Raw genomic sequence first — 18,088 nt, 5'->3', positions numbered from 1 at the left:
AAACCTTGTTTTTGCTCCCGTGTCGGTATCGCTCCGAAACAATGCCTGCGCGTTCACGGGATAATCATATAGTACTTGATTATGTTTATCGTTTCGAATATCTGCAAGGCTACCTGCGGCACTATAGCGTTGCCGCATGCTTTGATGGATCCCCGGCACCACGCAGGAAAGGAGAGACCAGCCAGTTCACCGGGAAACCCATCATTTCGATCACATACAGGGGATTCAGTCGGGAAGTCGTTCCAGTTCGGTATTCGTCGCTTTGCATTGCCATTCTGGGCAATCCGCTCTTGCGTTTGACTTGGCTGGCCGGGAGACTGGAATTCGTGGCATCGTTGACCGTAGGTGTCGGCAACAGGCCCATCTTGGCCGAAAGGGCCAATGTCGGACGTTCCGCAGCTCCCGGAGACAGGCTCCGGTTGATACGCCCCGACCCGGCGTCTATCGCAGTCGGCGTCGGCAGCAACTCCAACGGCATGAAAACCGTCTTGCCCTTCTCGCATTGTTTCAACCCCTGCGTCTGTACGGTGGGCAACAAACCAGCATCTGTCCCGTCGGTGGGGCGCGCCGACACCGCAAGCCGGTATAATGTACGGCTGCACTTCGTATCCTGCCGCTTCCAGGTCAGAACACACCGTGTCGAGGACCATTCCTTCCGACCAGTTAACAATTCCGTAAACGTTTTCGCCAACGACCCAGTTGGGTCGAACAGTCCGAATAACCCGCAGCATTTCCGGCCAGAGGTAGCGGTCGTCCTCCGTGCCCTTGCGCTTGCCTGCGAGACTGAACGGCTGGCAGGGGAAACCGCCTGTGAGCACGTCGATGCGGTCTCGCCAAACGGCAAAGTCTGCTGTTCGTATGTCTCCGTATTGTTCTGCATCTGGAAAATGGTATTTGAGGATTTTTCGACAAAAAGGGTCTATCTCGCAGTTGAAGGCGTTCGTCCATCCCGCCCACTCGGCAGCCAGATCAAAACCGCCGATGCCGCTGAAAAGGGAGGCGTGGGTCATAGATTGCAATTATTCGAAAAGGCGACCCATATTTGCCAACCGTTCCATAGCCAGCTGTTCCATCATCTTTTTCTTGCGGGCCGGAACCTTGTCCCAGCATTTGAAGCAATACCGCCCCGCGGGGGTATTGTAATGTGCGCCGCTGATTTCGCACTTGCATTTGATGCACCGGAGCTTTGGCTGTTCCATCTTTCTATGTATTAGTTTTACTGTTTCCGTTCTGCGATGATCTGCTCGGCGATCGTCAGAATTCGCTCACTTACTCCGCGACCCATGATCACGTAGGAGACCCACACCGGATGCACGCCTGCGAGGCGTGCGATATGCTTCTTATCCCCGCGCCGGAGACCGTTCCGAATGGTCTCCAATCGTTTTTCTCGGTTTTCTGTGCTCATAATCAAAAAAATTGAATACTTTTGTGTTGTAAACTTTACGCAAATATAATAGAGTTATCTCAATTATGCAACAAAATAAGAGAGATTTTTCAGTTATAAAACGCAGAATTTTGCAATACCTTGAATTGAAAGGTATTACAAAATATGCTTTTTATAGAGATACTGGAACAACAAACGGTGTTTTAAGCCAACCAAATGGTATCTCCGAAGAAAATCTATTGAGATTTCTCTCGTATTATAACGATGTAAATCCTATTTGGCTGTTGACTGGAGAAGGAGAAATTTTGCTTACCAAAACTCCAAAATTTAGGGACAATATAAATGCACCCAAAGTTGTCCCCCAAAATGTCCCAATACGAAAACTCCAAAATTTAGGGACAAATCCCGAATACCCGAAAGGTGAGGAAACTTTCGAGGAGAATGTCGCCGATGTTACCGTAGATAAGGTTTTCAAACTGCGAACCGATCGTCTGATTGACCGCCAGCAGATACCTATATATGACATGGAGGCCGTCGCTGGCCTTGTTCCGTTGTTTGCAGACCAATACAGCCAGTCGATCGTCGAGGTCATGGAGACGACACTGATCCCCAAATGCGACGGAGGATTGCGTATCGTAGGGGATTCGATGTACCCGCTGCTGAAAAGCGGTGACATCGTATTTTACAAGCAGGTACATGACATCATGCACAGCATTATATGGGGTGAAATGTATCTGATTTCGTTCGACATTGACGGAGACGAGCACGTTTCGGTGAAATACCTGCAAAAATCAGATACACCGGATCACATCGTGCTGGTCAGCTATAACGAGCACCACAAACCGATGGAGATACACATCAACCGCATCCGGGCGCTTGCTTTTATCAAGGCGTCGCTGCGCCTGAACTCGCTCAAATAGGGGGACAGTCGGTCATTATACTATAAAGCCCGCACAAACCACGTTTAAATGGCTGTGCGGGCCTGTTTTTGTGGTGAATTACCACTGAATATTGCGGTTACGCATTGAATTGGGGCGTTTCGCCTTGAAATTCCTGCACTGAAATTACGGTAAATTACGCAGCCGAAATTTGACCGTTCTATCCTAACTATCTACTTTACAATCGTTTCATCTCTTTTATCCCTTTTGGAGTTTTCGTTCTGCCCCTTACAAAAACGAAAAGGTTTCTTAGGCATATTCGGCAAAAAAAAGGAAGTAACTCCAGCAGTATCAACCACTATCCTTCATTCGGTCAATAGAAACGTAATCAGCGAACAGAAAGTGCAGGATCGCCAATTGTCGGAACAAGCCGACAGCCTTGCAGCTCGTAATGCAGAACTTAACAGACAACTGCAAGAATTGATTTGCCAAATAGAAGAAAAGGTACAAACCGAACTGCAAAGCCGGGAAAACGAAATAGTTGCCATGCGTGAAAAGTCATTTATGCAAGTAGGCGGTTTAATGGGATTCGTTCTTCTATTGTTGTTAATTTCCTACATCATCATACATCGTGATGCAAAAAGCATTAAACAATACAAGCACAAGACAACTGATTTGATAAGGCAACTGGAACAATCCGTACAACGGAACGAGGCACTGATAACGTCAAGGAAGAAGGCGGTACATACTATCACCCATGAACTGCGCACACCGCTGACAGCAATAACAGGCTATGCCGGACTGATACGGAAAGAACAGTGTGAGGATAAGTCCGGGCAGTATATCCAAAACATACTGCAATCCTCCGACCGTATGCGGGATATGCTTAACACTTTGCTTGACTTCTTCCGCCTGGACAACGGCAAGGAACAGCCCCGTCTGTCACCCTGCCGGATTTCAGCAATCACGCACACACTTGAAACGGAGTTCATGCCTGTTGCCGTGAACAAAGGGCTGTCCTTGTCCGTGAAGACTGGACACGATGCCATTGTATTGACCGACAAAGAGCGAATAATACAAATCGGGAATAACCTGCTGTCAAACGCTGTCAAGTTCACAGAAGAAGGCGGTGTTTCTTTGATTACTGAATATGATAATGGAGTTCTGACACTGGTCGTTGAAGATACAGGTACAGGCATGACAGAAGAGGAACAGAAACAAGCGTTCGGTGCGTTTGAACGTCTATCAAATGCCGCCGCAAAGGAGGGTTTCGGGCTTGGGCTTGCCATAATGCGTAATATTGTGTCGATGCTTGGCGGAACAATCCGTTTAGACAGCAAGAAAGGGAAAGGCAGTCGTTTCACAGTTGAAATTTCTATGCAGGAAGCTGAAGAACAGCTTGGATATACAAGCAATACACCTGTTTATCATAACAATAAATTCCATGATGTTGTCGCCATTGACAATGATGAGGTATTACTTCTGATGCTGAAAGAGATGTATTCCCAAGAAGGAATACACTGCGACACTTGCACCGATGCTGCGGCACTGATGGAAATGATACGCCAGAAAGAATACAGCCTGTTGCTGACAGACTTGAATATGCCCGATATAAACGGTTTCGAATTGCTGGAACTGTTGCGTTCGTCCAACGTGGGCAATTCACCAACAATCCCGGTGGTTGTGGCAACCGCTTCGGGCAGTTGTAACAAAGGGGAACTATTGGCAAAAGGCTTTGCCGGATGCCTGTTCAAACCGTTCTCCATATCGGAACTGATGGAGGTTTCCGACAGGTGTGCCATAAAAGCGACACCGGACGGGAAACCGGACTTTTCCGCCTTATTGTCCTATGGCAATGAAGCCGTCATGCTGGAAAAGTTGATAACTGAAACAGAAAAGGAAATGCAGGCGGTACGGGATGCAGCAAAAGAAAAAGACCTGCAAAAGCTGGATTCCCTGATCCACCACCTGCGCAGTTCGTGGGAGGTGCTCCGTGCCGACCAACCGCTGAATGTACTTTACGGATTGCTTCGTGGCGATGCTCTCCCGGATGGTGAAGCGTTAAGCCATGCCGTGACTGCCGTGCTGGATAAGGGAGTGGAAATAATACGGTTGGCAGAAGAGGAAAGGAGAAAATACGAAGATGAATAAGACAAAAATAATTGTGGTGGAAGACAACATCGTGTATTGCGAATATGTCTGCAATATGCTGTCACGGGAGGGCTACCGCAATATGAAGGCTTACCACCTCTCAACCGCGAAGAAACATCTGCAACAGGCAACAGATAATGATATCGTGGTTGCCGACCTGCGTCTGCCTGACGGCAGTGGCATAGACCTTTTGTGCTGGATGCGAAAGGAGGGAAAGATGCAGCCCTTCATCATTATGACCGACTACGCCGAAGTTAATACCGCCGTGGAAAGCATGAAACTCGGCTCGATAGACTATATTCCCAAACAGCTTGTGGAGGATAAACTTGTCCCCCTGATCCGTTCCATACTGAAAGAACGTCAGGCAGGACAACGCCGTATGCCTATATTCGCCCGTGAAGGTTCCGCCTTTCAGAAAATCATGCACCGCATAAGGCTGGTAGCCGCCACCGATATGAGCGTGATGATATTTGGTGAGAACGGCACGGGCAAGGAGCATATTGCCCACCTGTTGCATGACAAGAGCAAACGTGCAGGCAAGCCATTTGTGGCGGTGGACTGCGGTTCACTCTCCAAAGAGCTTGCACCGTCGGCTTTCTTCGGACACGTCAAAGGTGCATTTACAGGTGCGGACAATGCCAAGAAAGGATATTTCCATGAGGCGGAAGGCGGCACGTTGTTTCTGGACGAGGTAGGAAACCTCGCGTTGGAAACCCAACAGATGTTGCTCCGTGCCATACAGGAGAGGCGGTATCGCCCGGTCGGAGACAAGGCAGACCGGAATTTCAATGTCCGCATCATCGCTGCTACCAATGAAGATTTGGAGGTATCGGTGAATGAAAAGCGTTTTCGGCAGGATCTTCTGTACCGCCTGCACGACTTCGGGATAACCGTTCCTCCGTTGCGTGACTGTCAAGAAGACATTATGCCGCTGGCAGAGTTCTTCCGTGATATGGCAAACAGAGAGCTGGAGTGTAGCGTGAGCGGGTTCAGTTCCGAAGCACGTAAAGCGTTGCTGACACACGCATGGCCGGGCAACGTGCGGGAACTTCGGCAGAAAGTTATGGGTGCTGTATTGCAGGCGCAGGAAGGTGTTGTCATGAAAGAGCATCTGGAACTTGCCGTGACGAAACCGACCTCTACTGTCAGCTTCGCCTTGCGCAATGACGCGGAGGATAAGGAGCGGATATTGCGTGCGTTGAAACAGGCAAACGGCAACCGGAGTGTCGCCGCAGAACTGCTCGGCATAGGCAGGACAACACTATACAGCAAACTTGAAGAGTATGGACTTAAATATAAATTCAAGCAATCATAGCCCGTAATTCACTGAATTTGGCTATCTTTGCATAACATTTGAGAAAAACGGCGATTGGCAGGAGCTTTTCGCCGCCAACATATAGGATAAGACCGCAAGGCGTTTCAAGCGAAAATCTGGTAAATTGGAACTACGGAGACGATTGCGTGATGCTTATGCTATGCTTACGCATAGCGTGCATTCACGTACTCTCCGTAAAGGCTTTACCAGAGCCATCGCTTGAAGGTAGTGTGAATTGCACGCTACTTTTTTACCCTTGCCTAACGAAAGGAAACGATTATGGGTAAAGTTCAGATTCTCGCCGTACTGACGATGGACGGATGTCTTTCTTCAGAGTTATATGATAAAGCACATCAGGATTTGTGCCTTGACCGTTGCGGTCTTGATGAAATCAGGAAGAAAGCCTTTTACCGTGTGACACCGGACTATTCCATTTCAATGCTGCACGAATGGAGAAAAGACTGCACAAACATCCGTTACCTCGCGGAAGCCACACCGGACACGGCAGACTATATAAACGGACTGCTGCGGATGCACGCTGTGGATGAAATCATACTATACACCGTTCCTTTCATATCCGGAAGCGGACGACATTTTTTTAAGTCGGCTCTGCCAGAGCAACACTGGACGCTTTCCTCTTTGAAAAGCTATCCCAACGGTGTATGTCGCATTATCTATATCCTTGATAAAAAAGCAAGATAGCCAAAATGTGCGGCAAGCATACATTTCTATTTTCAGGAATAGAATAAATGTTCCGATTACAAACAATTTAAGTCGGAGATAATTTGTCCTTGTGAAAAAATACTGAATTTTATACCTCTGAAATCCAGCACTTTGTAAAATTGAGTGTTGGATTTTTTATTTTCTGCCGCGTTTTTTGCCAATTATATTCATGTGCGCACGCAGAAAACAAAGTGTAATTTTCAAAATTGACAGAACCATGAATTATTTCTTGCTGGCGGAAACCGACTTTTTCCGCCTGATAAACGAAGCCGGCGACTGCAATATGGAAACGGCATACACGGCTTTCGCCACCCAAGTGATCGAACTGTGCAACGGCGGCATGGACATGAACCTTACCGTCATCGCGCTTGCCTACATCGAAATCGAGTTGCAGCACCATCCCGTACGTAATCTGTCAGAAGAAAAAAGAGAGATTGCCGCCTACGTCAGCAAGGCTCTGTCTTTCGTAAGAAAGATGCAGAAATTCCTTGCCACGCCCCAAGTGCCACCACTAATATCCGCCAACAACGCAACAGAAACCACCGCCAGCCTTCTTCAATGGACGGGCAATGCCATCGACCTCGTGGAACTTATCTACGGCATAGACGTGATGGGCTGCATCAACAACGGCAATATGCCGCTCAAACAGCTCGCCCCACTTCTCTATAAGATATTCGGGGTTGATTCTAAAGACTGCTACCGCTTCTACACTGATATCAAACGCCGGAAGAACGAAAGCCGCACCTATTTCATTGACAGGATGCAGGAAAAACTGAACGAGAGAATGTTGCGTGATGAGGAGTTGGAGCGGATGAGAAAATAAAAAAATATCCATTACATATGAGAAGACAGGAATACTCGTATCCTGTCTTTTTATTTTCATTTAATTATATATTAATTAGCACAATATATGTGAGTTTTTCATTCCTATAAGGACAAATTTCAGAAACGTATGTCTGGTAAATTATTGAGTCATCATAGTATGAACATATATCATTACTAAAAACAATGAAACAACTTCCATAAGATTGTGGTTGTAAAAATCGCCATTTAATAGCCCGTTTTTTTTGTAAAATTCGCCAATTAAAAAAATATGATTATCTTTGCATTATATTTTATAAGGTATGGAAACAGTAAATAGAATACTTCAAGAGAAGATTACAGCACGAATCGCGCCCAATAAAGCAGTACTGATTTTTGGTGCTCGCCGTGTTGGTAAAACGGTAATGATGCGTAAAATTGTGGACAACTATTCAGGTAGGACGATGATGCTCAACGGCGAAGACTACGACACATTAGCACTATTGGAGAATCGCTCAATAGCCAATTATCGGCATTTATTGGATGGTATTGATTTGCTGGCTATTGATGAGGCACAGAACATACCACAAATCGGTAGTATTCTGAAGTTGATAGTTGATGAAATACCGGGAATAAGTGTCTTGGCAAGTGGTTCTTCGTCATTCGATTTGCTGAATAAGACTGGTGAACCGTTGGTCGGCCGCAGTACGCAATTTCTCCTTACACCATTCTCGCAACGGGAAATCGCACAGACGGAAACGGCACTTGAAACCCGCCAGAACCTCGAAGCGCGCTTGATTTACGGTTCCTATCCCGAAGTAGTAATGATGGAGAACTATGAACGTAAAACAGACTACCTACGTGATATTGTCGGTGCATACCTGCTTAAAGATATCTTAGCAATTGACGGCTTAAAAAATTCGAGCAAGATGCGCGATCTACTGCGATTGATAGCTTTTCAGTTGGGCAGCGAAGTTTCTTACGAAGAGTTAGGTAAACAACTCGGCATGAGCAAGACGACCGTTGAAAAATACCTCGACCTATTGGAAAAGGTCTTCGTTATCTATCGTCTGGGGGCTTATTCGCGTAACCTACGCAAGGAGGTTACAAAAGCTGGCAAGTGGTACTTCTACGACAACGGCATTCGCAATGCCATTATCGGGGCTTTCTCACCGCTGGCCATTCGGCAGGATGTCGGTGCGCTGTGGGAGAACTACATCATCGGAGAGCGGCGCAAAGCGAACTTCAATGAGGGACTGCACAGGGAGTTCTATTTCTGGCGCACCTACGACAAACAGGAAATCGACCTGATTGAGGAGAGTGCCGACAGTCTTACCGCCTTGGAGTTCAAGTGGGGAAATAAAATGCCGGCCGCACCGAAAGCCTTCCAAGAAGCCTATCCCTATGCCGAGTTTCATGTGGTAAATCGGGAGAATTATTTGGAGTTCGTATAATCAATAAATTACGTATATGGAAACAAAACTACAATCCAAACAGCAATATCCGCGGTTTATCCAAAATAAACCGTGTGGTATTGACAAATTCGATGGAGGTTCGCAAGAAAGGTTGGCAAAAACTATTGCTCGCCATTTTTGTCAGAATGATTCATTGGATGAGGAATGTACTTTACCTCGAATTATCGGCATCGAAGGTATTTGGGGATCTGGAAAATCCAACGTGGTTAAAATGTTGGAACGTGAATTATCAGACGACTATTACTTTTTTGAGTATGACGCATGGGGACATCAAGAGGACTTGCAACGCCGCTCTATATTGGAATTGCTTACAAGCAAACTTATTGATGATGGTATCCTATCTGGAAATGCAACAATAAAAGTCAAAGGTGGAGGTACGAAAACCGTATCATGGTCTGAAAAGCTGAAATATTTATTAGCCCGTAAAACGGAGACCGTAACCGAAAAATATCCCCTTATCAGTAATGGTATGGTTGCGGCATTTTTGGTTGCAGTTTTAACTCCGATATTTACATTTATTGCGTATGCAGTAAAACCTACACCCACAACATGGTGGTTTTCTTTATTGTCTATTATCATAGCTGCACTGCCAGTTCTTATTGCATTGTGCGTTTGGAAATGGGCATATAGCAAAGATCATAAATATGGATGGAGTTATATGTTAGCTATTTATCAAGATAAAGTCGAAAAGGACGTTTGCTATGAGACTTTGAGCGAAGACGAACCAACGGTTTACGAGTTCAAAACATGGATGCAAGACATTTCTGATTTTATCAAGGAAAAAGGACAACGTAAATTAGTCCTTGTTTTTGACAACATGGATCGTCTCCCCGCTGAAAAAGTAAAAGAATTATGGTCTTCTATCCATACGTTCTTCGCCGATAGCGGTTTTGAAAATGTTTGGGCTGTTATTCCTTTCGATGAAACACATTTAGCTTGTGCATTCGGAGATGAGACCGACGAACAAACGAAACAACTGACCAAGTATTTTATCAATAAAACTTTCCCTATTGTTTATCGTGTTGCTCCTCCTGTTATTACCGACTATCGAAGTATATTCAACAAACTGTTTGTTGAAGCATTTGGAGAAACAGAAAATGAAGCGAAAGAAACTATAAATCGGATATTCAGATTGGTAAATCCTAATGCCAATGTTAGGGAAATTATATCATATATCAATGAGATGGTCGCTCTTAAACAAGAGTGGTGTAACGAAATTTTGATGATAAACATAGCATTGTTCTGTTTGAAGAAGACGGATATTCTGGCAAATCCAGTAGAACAAATATTGTCCGGCGACTATCTGAATGGCATTCAAACAATAATTAACAATGATCTGCAAACACAACGCGAAATTGCAGCTTTGGTATATGGTGTCGATGTTGAAGATGCTCGACAAATTCCATTGAAAAAATATATTGAAGGCTGCATCAACGGAGAAGAAGACCACGACATAAATCAATATGCAGAGACTAATAAACAATTTGACACTGTATTAGAAGAAGTTATACAATGTATGGACAATGCGCTTATCGATAAGATTATACATTGTTTGCATAAATTAACTCGAAAGAGCGATGTTATTCTGCGTGTATGGCAAAGAATAGCACAATTGAAATTAAAAGAATCCATAGAGAAGCAGGTGTTCCCTGTCGAATACCAAGAACTGCTGTTGCATTTAGACACGGAAAGCCAAAACCATGTGATTGCTCAATTATATAAGAAGATAGTTCGGTTCAATGACTTCAATGGCGGCGACTATTTCAAAACGTTAGATGCAATAGACAGGTTTATTGCGCAAAATAAGTTGGCGTGCGATTTTACGTCATTGATTGAAGCAAAAACAGTCAAGCCAAATACATTTATCGATTATATTCAAGCTGCAAATGCAACAGATGCTGCCTATCGGGATAACGCGACAACTAAAGCATATAAATATTATCAAGTAGCAACAAATTCGGAGGCGCTCGATAATTATTTGGCAAACTTACTACCCGATAATTTCGACCATGCAGATATTGTAAAAACGTTAAAAGATAATTCTACCTATACGTTTCCAACGCTTTTGCAAGCGATCACGAATTGCATTGATGAACAGAATGTAAATAAAGATAATATAGGGGCTATATTTACAACCTATCGTTTATTGGCATCTGACGAAGAAAGACCTTTACCTGTAACGTTAGATTCAACCTACATAAATCAGTTGCATTCTGAATTAGAAACTGATGGCCGAAACATTAAAGAGTCTGGATATTACGATTTAGTCGCCATGCAATTGGCACATGGTCATTCCGTTTCCTTAATAGAGGGTGGAGATATAAAATATGTTGCAGAACTCATGGACTATTATGTGGATCATGGAGACTTATTAGTAAATAGTGTGGGATGGAATATACCGCTATTAAATGAAACACTACAATACATGGTAAATCATAAACTTGGCTATAAATTATTGCTCTCAGACATATTGCCCCAATTTGAAGATATTAAGAACAGAATAGGTGTAACGGATGAGGTATTTATCGAGCATTTAGCAGAGTGGAATACCGATTTGGATAAGTATATCACTAAGAACAATATTAAAGATGTAATTCCTGACGCATCTTTTTACGATTTGACCACTAAAATAAGCAATGTCCTGACCGATCATATCAATAAAATAGCGTTCGAAGCGTTGTCTGAAATAAGTGTTGATACATTATACGCCCAAAGAACAGCACATACATCATATTATTGGTTTGTCGCAATAAAACATTTACTGGCTAAAATCAAATCCTTGCCAGATAACTTGACTGAATTTGGCAAAAAGATTCTGATGGATATTGCTTCTGGAACTCAAAGTTTGAATCCTTTCCCTAATTGTTTCAAGAATATAGTTGAAAGATTGGATAAACGAAAAATTAAATCGACAGTTACCGATATAAGAAATGATTTCTGCATCGGTAAAAAGACTATCAATGCAATAAAGTTTCAATTTTTCGAAACATGGCTTAGATCGCATGGTAATTTGAAAAGTCAAGCTGGAGACGTTATTGATAAAATAGTGAAACCTGTAATTTCCGATGGGGCATGCCGTTCATTGATTCTGCAAAACAAAGATTTTTATATGGATTTAATAAATACAGCAGGGGATGATGCTTATGAATTGAAAAAGAGTCTCCGAAACCTCATACAAAAAGATTCAGATCCGCAATTGGTTAAATTTGTCAATTCGATAGATTCAGTACCTGAGGTTGAAACCGCGTAAGTATTTGTCTAACAAGTCCGAATTTTACGATTTTACCCGTCAGAACTGAAGTGCCCCCCCCCAAAAAAATTGTATCCAACTTTTGGGGGTCACTTCAAACTTCGATAGGGATAATTTTCAATTTTGGGGACTTGTTAGACAGTCTCATTATCTGGTAGCAGTTTACACAGCACCGGATCGTTTTTGATACGCTCCAGTTCCTCCTGCACAATCTGCTTCACCTCTTCCTTGATGCGCCGGTAGTTCGCCTGCACCGTTTCCTTCATGCGGTCGTTGCCGTCCTCGTCCGTGAAGTTTGTAATGACGGGAATTTTCTTGTAGGCACTTTCTTCCCGTTTCACCTTTTCGGCATCCACCACAATCTCGCAATGAAAAATCTTCTGCTCGATACGCTCGTTGAAGTTGTCGGATACAGAACCGACAAACATTCCCTGCGTAAGCCCGGAAATCTTACTCGGTGGAATGAGCGCGTCCATCTGCGTGTTGATGGAGGTGGAAACATCCTGCCGGTTGATGGAGATGGACTGCCGTTTCTGCAACACCTTACCGAACCGCTCGGAGAGCGTCTTGGCTGTTTCCCCCACCACCTGACCGGAGAAAATATTGCCGACAGTGTTCATCACCACTTTCGCCTCTTTGTCCCCGTAGTCACGCACTAACTGGCTGAAATCCTGAAAGCCCAGACACACGGCAACCTTGTTGCTTCGGGCGGTAGCTATAAGATTGTCCAACCCTTTGAAGTATATTGTGGGCAACTCGTCGATGATGACCGATGACTTCAGCATCCCCTTCTTGTTGATGAGCTTCACGATACGGGAATTATACAGACCGAGTGCCGCACCGTAGATATTCTGACGGTCGGGATTGTTACCCACGCAGAGGATTTTCGGCTCTTCGGGATTGTTGATGTCCAGCGTAAACTCGCTGTCTGACATCACCCAGTAGAGCTGCGGTGAAATCATCCTCGAAAGCGGGATTTTTGCCGACGCTATCTGACCCATGAGCTGCTCCGCAGCCCCTCCAAGCCACGCATCCATGAACGGCGAAAGGTAGTTCTCCAGCTCCGGATAAGAGGTCAGTATCGGAAATATATCCTCGTAACGGCGGTTCAGAAACTCGATAGCATGGGGAAACGTGCAAAACTTCCCGTTCTGATAGATTTTGAGATACCAGATAATACTGGCAAACAGAATGATAGGTGACTCCACGAAGAAGTCGCCCTGCTTTTGCACCCACGTTTTATTGAGGTTGAGCATTATTGTGTAGGCACTCTCATAGGCATCCGTAATATCTTCCATAAAATCCGGGTGAATGGGATTGCACCGATGAGAGCGTCGCGGGTCGTCGAAGTTGATCACATAGAACTTCGGCTTTACCTTGTAGCCGTCCGGGTGGTTCAGCAAATGGTTGTAGGCAATAGTAGATAGGTCGGGATACTTGAAATCGTAGATGTATTGACTAAAGCCCTTTTCAATCTGTTGCTTGATAAAATTGTTTACCACGGCATAGGACTTGCCGCTGCCCGGCGTACCCAACACGATGGACGCACGGAAGGGATTAACTACATTGATCCAACCGTTGTTCCAGCGTTTCCTGTAATAGAAACGTGTCGGCAGATTGACCGAATACTCGCTTTCGATAAGCCTCGTTTCCTGCATGAAACTCTCGTTCTCGTTGTTGAAAACATCCTCCATCAAATTGTGTTTCAACAGGCGGCTCATCCACAGACCACCCATCAACAGGCAGACATAGCCCGTTCCAATGGTAAGGACATACAGTCCCGTCACCGCTTCAAGCGGCAGCGGCAGGGGCAGCAACCACCAGTTCAGGAAAAACAGCACGAACCCGACGGCAAATGCTGTCCAGATTCTCCCCCAAGTGATTTTCTCACCCTTGACACCCTTCGTACCCAGACAGGACAAGGCAAGCAAAAGGACGGAAAACAGCTTCGTGTAGAGAATGGAATGGAACAGCCCCGCCGTGCGGTCGAAGTTCAGAAGGATTTTGTCCACCACGCCGATGTTCACGCCCCACAGCCGGATGGCTTCGTAGCAGAACCAGTACACGTTCATGACCACTAAAATGATACTCACGGCACGCAGAAAATCCATGATTTTCGCCAATGCCCTCAAATCGTCTTCTTGTTGTGACATACATTGATTTTTTAATTGTTGATACTCTGATTACATACCCAAGCCCTTGCGTTTTTTCTTCTTTTTGCGCTTCATCGCCCGGATGAAAGCCTCTTCCTCGGCATCTACCGCCGGACCTTCGGGAGTGAGCAAGCCCATACCGCCCGATATATCTTCACTGTCGTAGGCGGTCTGCCCGTGTGCCTTGTCCGCAGCATCCACAGGGATGGATAGCGGTATCGGCGGTTGTCCGGCGTATGGCAGGGTGAAGTGTTCCTGCAAGGCATTCGCCGAAAGCTCCTTACCCATGCGCGAACCGTTCAGCACGCATCCCGTGCGGTGGTCGATGAAGGTAGCCCCATAGATGCGCCCTTCCTCTGTGTAGCGCAGTACGGTGTCGATGCCCTTCTCTTTGAGTTGGGATACAAATTTGTCCTTGTCATAAGTGCCTTGCAGCACGGAAAGGACGGTGCGTTTCGTCATGTCTGCCAGTTTCCTATCCTTGATTTCCGATTTGGAACGGACAAACTTCTTCTGTACGGCTTCATAGCCTGCGGACTTCCCGAAAAGCGAGGATTTGAACGGGTTGCCCACCTTGTTACCCTTGTCGTCCGTGACGGAATAGACCAGCCCGTGATACTCCCGTCCGCGCACGTTGCCCCTCGCTTCCTCCACCGTCATATTATATAAGGAAAGGAGCGCACGGTATTCGCCCATCGTCTGGAAACGGTACTGCCCATTCAGAGCCTTCACGGTGTTGCCTACCTGCTTCTTCACATCACCTGCCGATGCGGCCACCTTGCGCAACGGATTATCCAATCTCTGATTTTTACGTTCTGCCGGATGCAATCCGTACTTCTGTTCCAGTTCCCTGCGGATACGGTCGCTGCGGCGGTAGAGAAAATCCCGGTTGAGCCTTTTCCCGTTCTCGTCCACGTTGACCGTCACGATGTGCAGGTGGTGGCGGTCGATGTCCTCGTGCTTGAATACAAGATAAGGCTGGTTTCCGAAACCGAGTTTTTCCAGATACTCGCGGGCGATATTCTGCAACTCAATATCGGTCAGCACATCCTCCGGGTGCGGGTTGAGAGAGATATGCACCACCGGCTTCTCGATCTTCATCTGCGGTGGCAGGAAGGTGAGAAAACCCTCCATCGCCTTGCCTATGTCCACCGTTCCCGAACCGTCATTGTAGATGCGGTTGGTGGTGAGAAGCCGCCCCTGCGCCTCGTTAATCTTCTCCCCGTTGTAGGCAATCGCGCCGTACAACGAACTTCCTACACTGATTTTTGCGACCATTTTGCCTCCATTTCCCTTGAAAGTTCCACAATCCGGCGGCTCAGTTTCACGAGTTCGACGGTGTGTTGCTCTAATTTGTAGAGCAACGCCATCGCCTTTTTCTCTGAAAAATGCAGCCTCAGTTCCTTCACGACTTGGTTGTAATTCGTACCCACGGCACGGAATTGTGCATGAAAATCCGACAGTTTGGTGTAATAGTCCACCAACGTCTTGTCCACCTTCAGCACCTTGAACGGTTGCCCGAAGAAGTGCGCTTTGAGGAAAACAGACCGTGCATAGACACCCGATTTTCCGAACATGGCGAGGAAACGGTTGTGTTCCTCCTCGTTGAAACGGACGGTGTACCGGTACACCGCCGGATCAAGTTTGGGATTTCTCCCTGATTTGCTTTTCCTTTTCTCTTTCATATTACTTTGGATTTAGCGGATTGACGGCATAAGCCGCCGCTTCGGATTACAGCACCGCAGTTCTGAAAGGCTTCCCGACTTCGGAGGGAAAGCCCGCCCCCTGCAAGGGCAAGTGCTTTTCGTGGCTGCTCAAAATATTTTGAGCGGCTGAAAAGACATCTTGCTATGTTCAGGTGAACATAAAAATCCGTCAGGGGACGGATTGGGAAAATACCTTTCAGGACTCCGGGCCGCGCGTCATCGGCGAACCCTGCTGTCCGGGTGCAAAGTTACGCCCTTAAAGCGGTATCGGACAGATGCTTGACCCGGTCAATGACTGCCAACCGGCGCAACGTGCCGCCACTTGCCGGAGAAGTGATACAGGTTCCAAAATATACTTGTTTATTTGCAGCATGATTCAAGAAACGAACGATTTGAAGATATGATAAACGGAACATTCAAATACCCGGAAATCCGCTTCTTCGGATACTTGCCGAAACGGATACCCGAACCGTCGGAAACCCGGTTCTCCGACAATTCGGTGACGTATGGATTCAATGACTTCATGACGCAATGTCGTCAATCACCATTTGTCCGACGCACCGCTTCACCACAGAACCGGATACGCGACGACCCGCCTGCGTGTGTAGTCACGGAAGCGGATGGTGCGACAGCCAAATCCGTATGGAAACAGAAAAACAAATCATCAACAATTAAAATAAATGGAACTATGAGTAAGGAAATCTTCGTTGCATTCGCAACACAGAAAGGTGGCATCGGCAAATCCACTGTCACGGCACTTGCCGCCAGCTACCTGCACAACGTGAAAGGCTACAATGTCGCCGTCGTGGACTGCGACGACCCGCAGCACAGCATCCACGGGCTGCGCGAACACGAAATGGGGCTTATCGACAGCAGCACCTACTTCAAGGCTCTCGCTTGCGACCATTTCCGCCGGATCAAAAAGAACGCCTACACCATCGTCAAAAGCAATGCGGTGAACGCCCTCGACGATGCCGAGAGGATGATTGCCACTGAGGACGTGAAACCCGACGTGGTGTTCTTCGACATGCCCGGCACACTCCGAAGCAACGGCGTGATAAAGACGCTCTCGCAGATGGACTACATTTTCACTCCGCTGAGTGCCGACCGCTTTGTCGTGGAGAGTACCCTGAAATTCGTCACGATGTTCCGCGACAGGCTGATGACTACCGGACAGGCGAAAACAAAGGGGCTGCATCTGTTCTGGACGATGGTGGACGGCAGGGAGAGGAACGACTTGTACGGCATCTACGAGGAAGTGATAGCCGAAATGGGCTTTCCGGTACTTTCCACCCGCTTGCCCGACAGCAAGAAGTTCCGCCGTGACCTTTCGGAAGAGCGCAAGAGCGTTTTCCGCTCCACCATCTTCCCGATGGACACGGCACTGCTGAAAGGGAGTGGCATCCGGGAGTTTTCCGAAGAGATAAGCGACATCATCAGACCGCAGTGAGCATGGGCAGCAGGAAAGTGAACACGGAAGGCATCGACGAGGAACTGCTGTTAGCCTCCATCGGGCGGCGCACACAGGACGGGACACTGCGCCCCGCACAGGAAGTACCCGCAGCTGCACCGACCGAAGAGGACACCGCCGCACCGGAACCATCTCCTGTGCAACCCGTAACACGGGAAAAAGCGCAGAGGGAAAGTGGACGCCGGAAAAGGCAGGACGAGGACTACAACGAGCTATTCCTGCGCCGCAACGAGATAAAGACCCGCCAATGTGTCTATATCAGCCGTGACGTCCACGGCAAGATCCTCAGAATCGTGAACGACATCGCCGGAGGGGAAATCTCAGTAGGCGGATATGTGGATACCGTGCTGCGCCAGCATCTGGAACAGCACAAGGAGAGAATCAACGAACTGTACAAGAAACAACGTGAAGATCTGATTTGAAAATGGAAAAAGAAATGACACCGAATGAAAAAAGACCACAGCAAGACTGCGGAGGTATGTTTACCCAAGTGCAGGCGAGTGTGGAAATACTGTCGCCTGTCCCGGTAAGCGGCAAATGCAGTGAGAAGGACTATGAACGCCTGTTCATCCGCGACCCGGAAGTAAAGGCACGTGAGGGGAAGATGGCGTATGTGCGCCCGGAGTACCACGAGCGTATCATGCGTATCACCCGTGTAATCGGGCATGACCGGCTTACGCTGTCCGCTTACATCGACCATGTGCTGACGCACCACTTCAACCAGTGCGAAGATGCGATAAAGAGCCTTTATGCCCGAAATTACAATTCAGTATTCTAACCA

General features: G+C 46.7%; 15 protein-coding genes and 1 pseudogene. 10 read left to right on the top strand and 6 right to left on the bottom strand.

Features of this window, described 5'->3' with window-relative positions:
* Window positions 1–53: 53 nt before the first annotated feature.
* From DWW03_RS10005 to DWW03_RS16445, 3 genes are read right to left on the bottom strand one after another with little or no spacing between them, the layout of a single operon-like run.
* Entirely contained in the window at window positions 54–1,010 is a 957-nt protein-coding gene (locus tag DWW03_RS10005; RefSeq protein ID WP_118406684.1) for a DNA cytosine methyltransferase, read from the bottom strand.
* Between the two features lie 9 nt (window positions 1,011–1,019).
* A complete protein-coding gene (locus DWW03_RS10000) occupies window positions 1,020–1,199 on the bottom strand; it encodes a hypothetical protein (RefSeq protein ID WP_118406683.1) in 180 nt (59 codons plus the stop codon).
* 17 nt (window positions 1,200–1,216) lie between these two features.
* Window positions 1,217–1,405 (bottom strand): hypothetical protein, encoded by a 189-nt coding sequence (locus DWW03_RS16445; RefSeq protein WP_147344299.1) that lies wholly within the window; start codon window positions 1,403–1,405, stop codon window positions 1,217–1,219.
* Between the two features lie 503 nt (window positions 1,406–1,908).
* Here DWW03_RS16445 and DWW03_RS16775 point away from each other — a divergent pair.
* The 7 genes and pseudogenes from DWW03_RS16775 (at window position 1,909) to DWW03_RS09965 (ending at window position 11,977) form a co-directional block, all read left to right on the top strand.
* Window positions 1,909–2,304, top strand: coding sequence for a helix-turn-helix transcriptional regulator (locus DWW03_RS16775; RefSeq protein ID WP_220399778.1), 396 nt, complete (start codon window positions 1,909–1,911; stop codon window positions 2,302–2,304).
* 252 nt (window positions 2,305–2,556) lie between these two features.
* Window positions 2,557–4,413, top strand: a pseudogene (locus DWW03_RS09990) (ATP-binding protein); the annotation flags it as partial.
* On the top strand, window positions 4,406–5,728 hold the full coding sequence (locus DWW03_RS09985) for a sigma-54-dependent transcriptional regulator (RefSeq protein ID WP_004291471.1): 1,323 nt from the start codon (window positions 4,406–4,408) through the stop codon (window positions 5,726–5,728). The pseudogene DWW03_RS09990 and the gene DWW03_RS09985, both read left to right, overlap by 8 nt.
* A 279-nt stretch (window positions 5,729–6,007) precedes the next feature.
* Entirely contained in the window at window positions 6,008–6,430 is a 423-nt protein-coding gene (locus DWW03_RS09980; protein WP_004291474.1) for a dihydrofolate reductase family protein, read from the top strand.
* A gap of 238 nt (window positions 6,431–6,668) precedes the next feature.
* Window positions 6,669–7,274, top strand: coding sequence for an RteC domain-containing protein (locus tag DWW03_RS09975; RefSeq protein WP_004304269.1), 606 nt, complete (start codon window positions 6,669–6,671; stop codon window positions 7,272–7,274).
* A gap of 301 nt (window positions 7,275–7,575) precedes the next feature.
* Complete coding sequence (locus DWW03_RS09970) at window positions 7,576–8,706, top strand: ATP-binding protein (RefSeq protein ID WP_004291480.1); 1,131 nt, start codon at window positions 7,576–7,578, stop codon at window positions 8,704–8,706.
* Window positions 8,707–8,722: 16 nt separating this feature from the next.
* Window positions 8,723–11,977 carry a P-loop NTPase fold protein gene (locus tag DWW03_RS09965; protein WP_004291481.1) on the top strand — a complete coding sequence of 1,085 codons (3,255 nt, stop codon included), beginning with the start codon at window positions 8,723–8,725 and terminating at the stop codon, window positions 11,975–11,977.
* Window positions 11,978–12,111: 134 nt separating this feature from the next.
* Here the strand turns inward: DWW03_RS09965 and mobC are convergent, their stop codons facing one another.
* Genes mobC through mobA form a run of 3 tightly spaced genes read right to left on the bottom strand, consistent with a single transcriptional unit; the run spans window position 12,112 to window position 15,815 of the window.
* The gene (gene mobC / locus DWW03_RS09960; protein ID WP_004291482.1) at window positions 12,112–14,130 is read right to left on the bottom strand and encodes a conjugal transfer protein MobC; all 2,019 of its coding nucleotides are present in this window, start codon (window positions 14,128–14,130) and stop codon (window positions 12,112–12,114) included.
* A 30-nt stretch (window positions 14,131–14,160) separates the two neighbouring features.
* A complete protein-coding gene (gene mobB, locus DWW03_RS09955; protein WP_004291483.1) occupies window positions 14,161–15,408 on the bottom strand; it encodes a conjugal transfer protein MobB in 1,248 nt (415 codons plus the stop codon).
* Window positions 15,387–15,815 carry a conjugal transfer protein MobA gene (mobA, locus tag DWW03_RS09950; RefSeq protein ID WP_004291488.1) on the bottom strand — a complete coding sequence of 143 codons (429 nt, stop codon included), beginning with the start codon at window positions 15,813–15,815 and terminating at the stop codon, window positions 15,387–15,389. Before mobA ends, mobB begins: the two co-directional genes overlap by 22 nt.
* A gap of 421 nt (window positions 15,816–16,236) precedes the next feature.
* On the opposite strand from mobA, the gene DWW03_RS09935 reads away from it, so the two are divergent.
* From DWW03_RS09935 to DWW03_RS09925, 3 genes are read left to right on the top strand one after another with little or no spacing between them, the layout of a single operon-like run.
* Window positions 16,237–17,286 carry a ParA family protein gene (locus tag DWW03_RS09935; RefSeq protein ID WP_004291492.1) on the top strand — a complete coding sequence of 350 codons (1,050 nt, stop codon included), beginning with the start codon at window positions 16,237–16,239 and terminating at the stop codon, window positions 17,284–17,286.
* Window positions 17,287–17,288: 2 nt separating this feature from the next.
* The gene (locus tag DWW03_RS09930; RefSeq protein ID WP_004291503.1) at window positions 17,289–17,729 is read left to right on the top strand and encodes a DUF3408 domain-containing protein; all 441 of its coding nucleotides are present in this window, start codon (window positions 17,289–17,291) and stop codon (window positions 17,727–17,729) included.
* 2 nt (window positions 17,730–17,731) lie between these two features.
* The gene (locus DWW03_RS09925) at window positions 17,732–18,085 is read left to right on the top strand and encodes a DUF3408 domain-containing protein (RefSeq protein WP_004291505.1); all 354 of its coding nucleotides are present in this window, start codon (window positions 17,732–17,734) and stop codon (window positions 18,083–18,085) included.
* Window positions 18,086–18,088 lie beyond the last annotated feature (3 nt).

Source organism: Alistipes sp. AF14-19 (genome assembly GCF_003461645.1).
In the GTDB taxonomy this organism is placed as follows: domain Bacteria; phylum Bacteroidota; class Bacteroidia; order Bacteroidales; family Rikenellaceae; genus Alistipes; species Alistipes shahii.
This window is presented reverse-complemented; position numbering and strand designations above follow the sequence as displayed.

Excerpts from the sequence above, each read along its gene's own strand:
- DWW03_RS10005 (WP_118406684.1), bottom strand. The coding sequence starts at position 1,010 with ATGACCCACGCCTCCCTTTTCAGCGGCATCGGCGGTTTTGATCTGGCT.
- DWW03_RS10000 (WP_118406683.1), bottom strand. The coding sequence starts at position 1,199 with ATGGAACAGCCAAAGCTCCGGTGCATCAAATGCAAGTGCGAAATCAGC.
- DWW03_RS16445 (WP_147344299.1), bottom strand. The coding sequence starts at position 1,405 with ATGAGCACAGAAAACCGAGAAAAACGATTGGAGACCATTCGGAACGGT.
- DWW03_RS16775 (WP_220399778.1), top strand. The coding sequence starts at position 1,909 with ATGGAGGCCGTCGCTGGCCTTGTTCCGTTGTTTGCAGACCAATACAGC.
- DWW03_RS09985 (WP_004291471.1), top strand. The coding sequence starts at position 4,406 with ATGAATAAGACAAAAATAATTGTGGTGGAAGACAACATCGTGTATTGC.
- DWW03_RS09980 (WP_004291474.1), top strand. The coding sequence starts at position 6,008 with ATGGGTAAAGTTCAGATTCTCGCCGTACTGACGATGGACGGATGTCTT.
- DWW03_RS09975 (WP_004304269.1), top strand. The coding sequence starts at position 6,669 with ATGAATTATTTCTTGCTGGCGGAAACCGACTTTTTCCGCCTGATAAAC.
- DWW03_RS09970 (WP_004291480.1), top strand. The coding sequence starts at position 7,576 with ATGGAAACAGTAAATAGAATACTTCAAGAGAAGATTACAGCACGAATC.
- DWW03_RS09965 (WP_004291481.1), top strand. The coding sequence starts at position 8,723 with ATGGAAACAAAACTACAATCCAAACAGCAATATCCGCGGTTTATCCAA.
- mobC (WP_004291482.1), bottom strand. The coding sequence starts at position 14,130 with ATGTCACAACAAGAAGACGATTTGAGGGCATTGGCGAAAATCATGGAT.
- mobB (WP_004291483.1), bottom strand. The coding sequence starts at position 15,408 with ATGGTCGCAAAAATCAGTGTAGGAAGTTCGTTGTACGGCGCGATTGCC.
- mobA (WP_004291488.1), bottom strand. The coding sequence starts at position 15,815 with ATGAAAGAGAAAAGGAAAAGCAAATCAGGGAGAAATCCCAAACTTGAT.
- DWW03_RS09935 (WP_004291492.1), top strand. The coding sequence starts at position 16,237 with ATGATAAACGGAACATTCAAATACCCGGAAATCCGCTTCTTCGGATAC.
- DWW03_RS09930 (WP_004291503.1), top strand. The coding sequence starts at position 17,289 with ATGGGCAGCAGGAAAGTGAACACGGAAGGCATCGACGAGGAACTGCTG.
- DWW03_RS09925 (WP_004291505.1), top strand. The coding sequence starts at position 17,732 with ATGGAAAAAGAAATGACACCGAATGAAAAAAGACCACAGCAAGACTGC.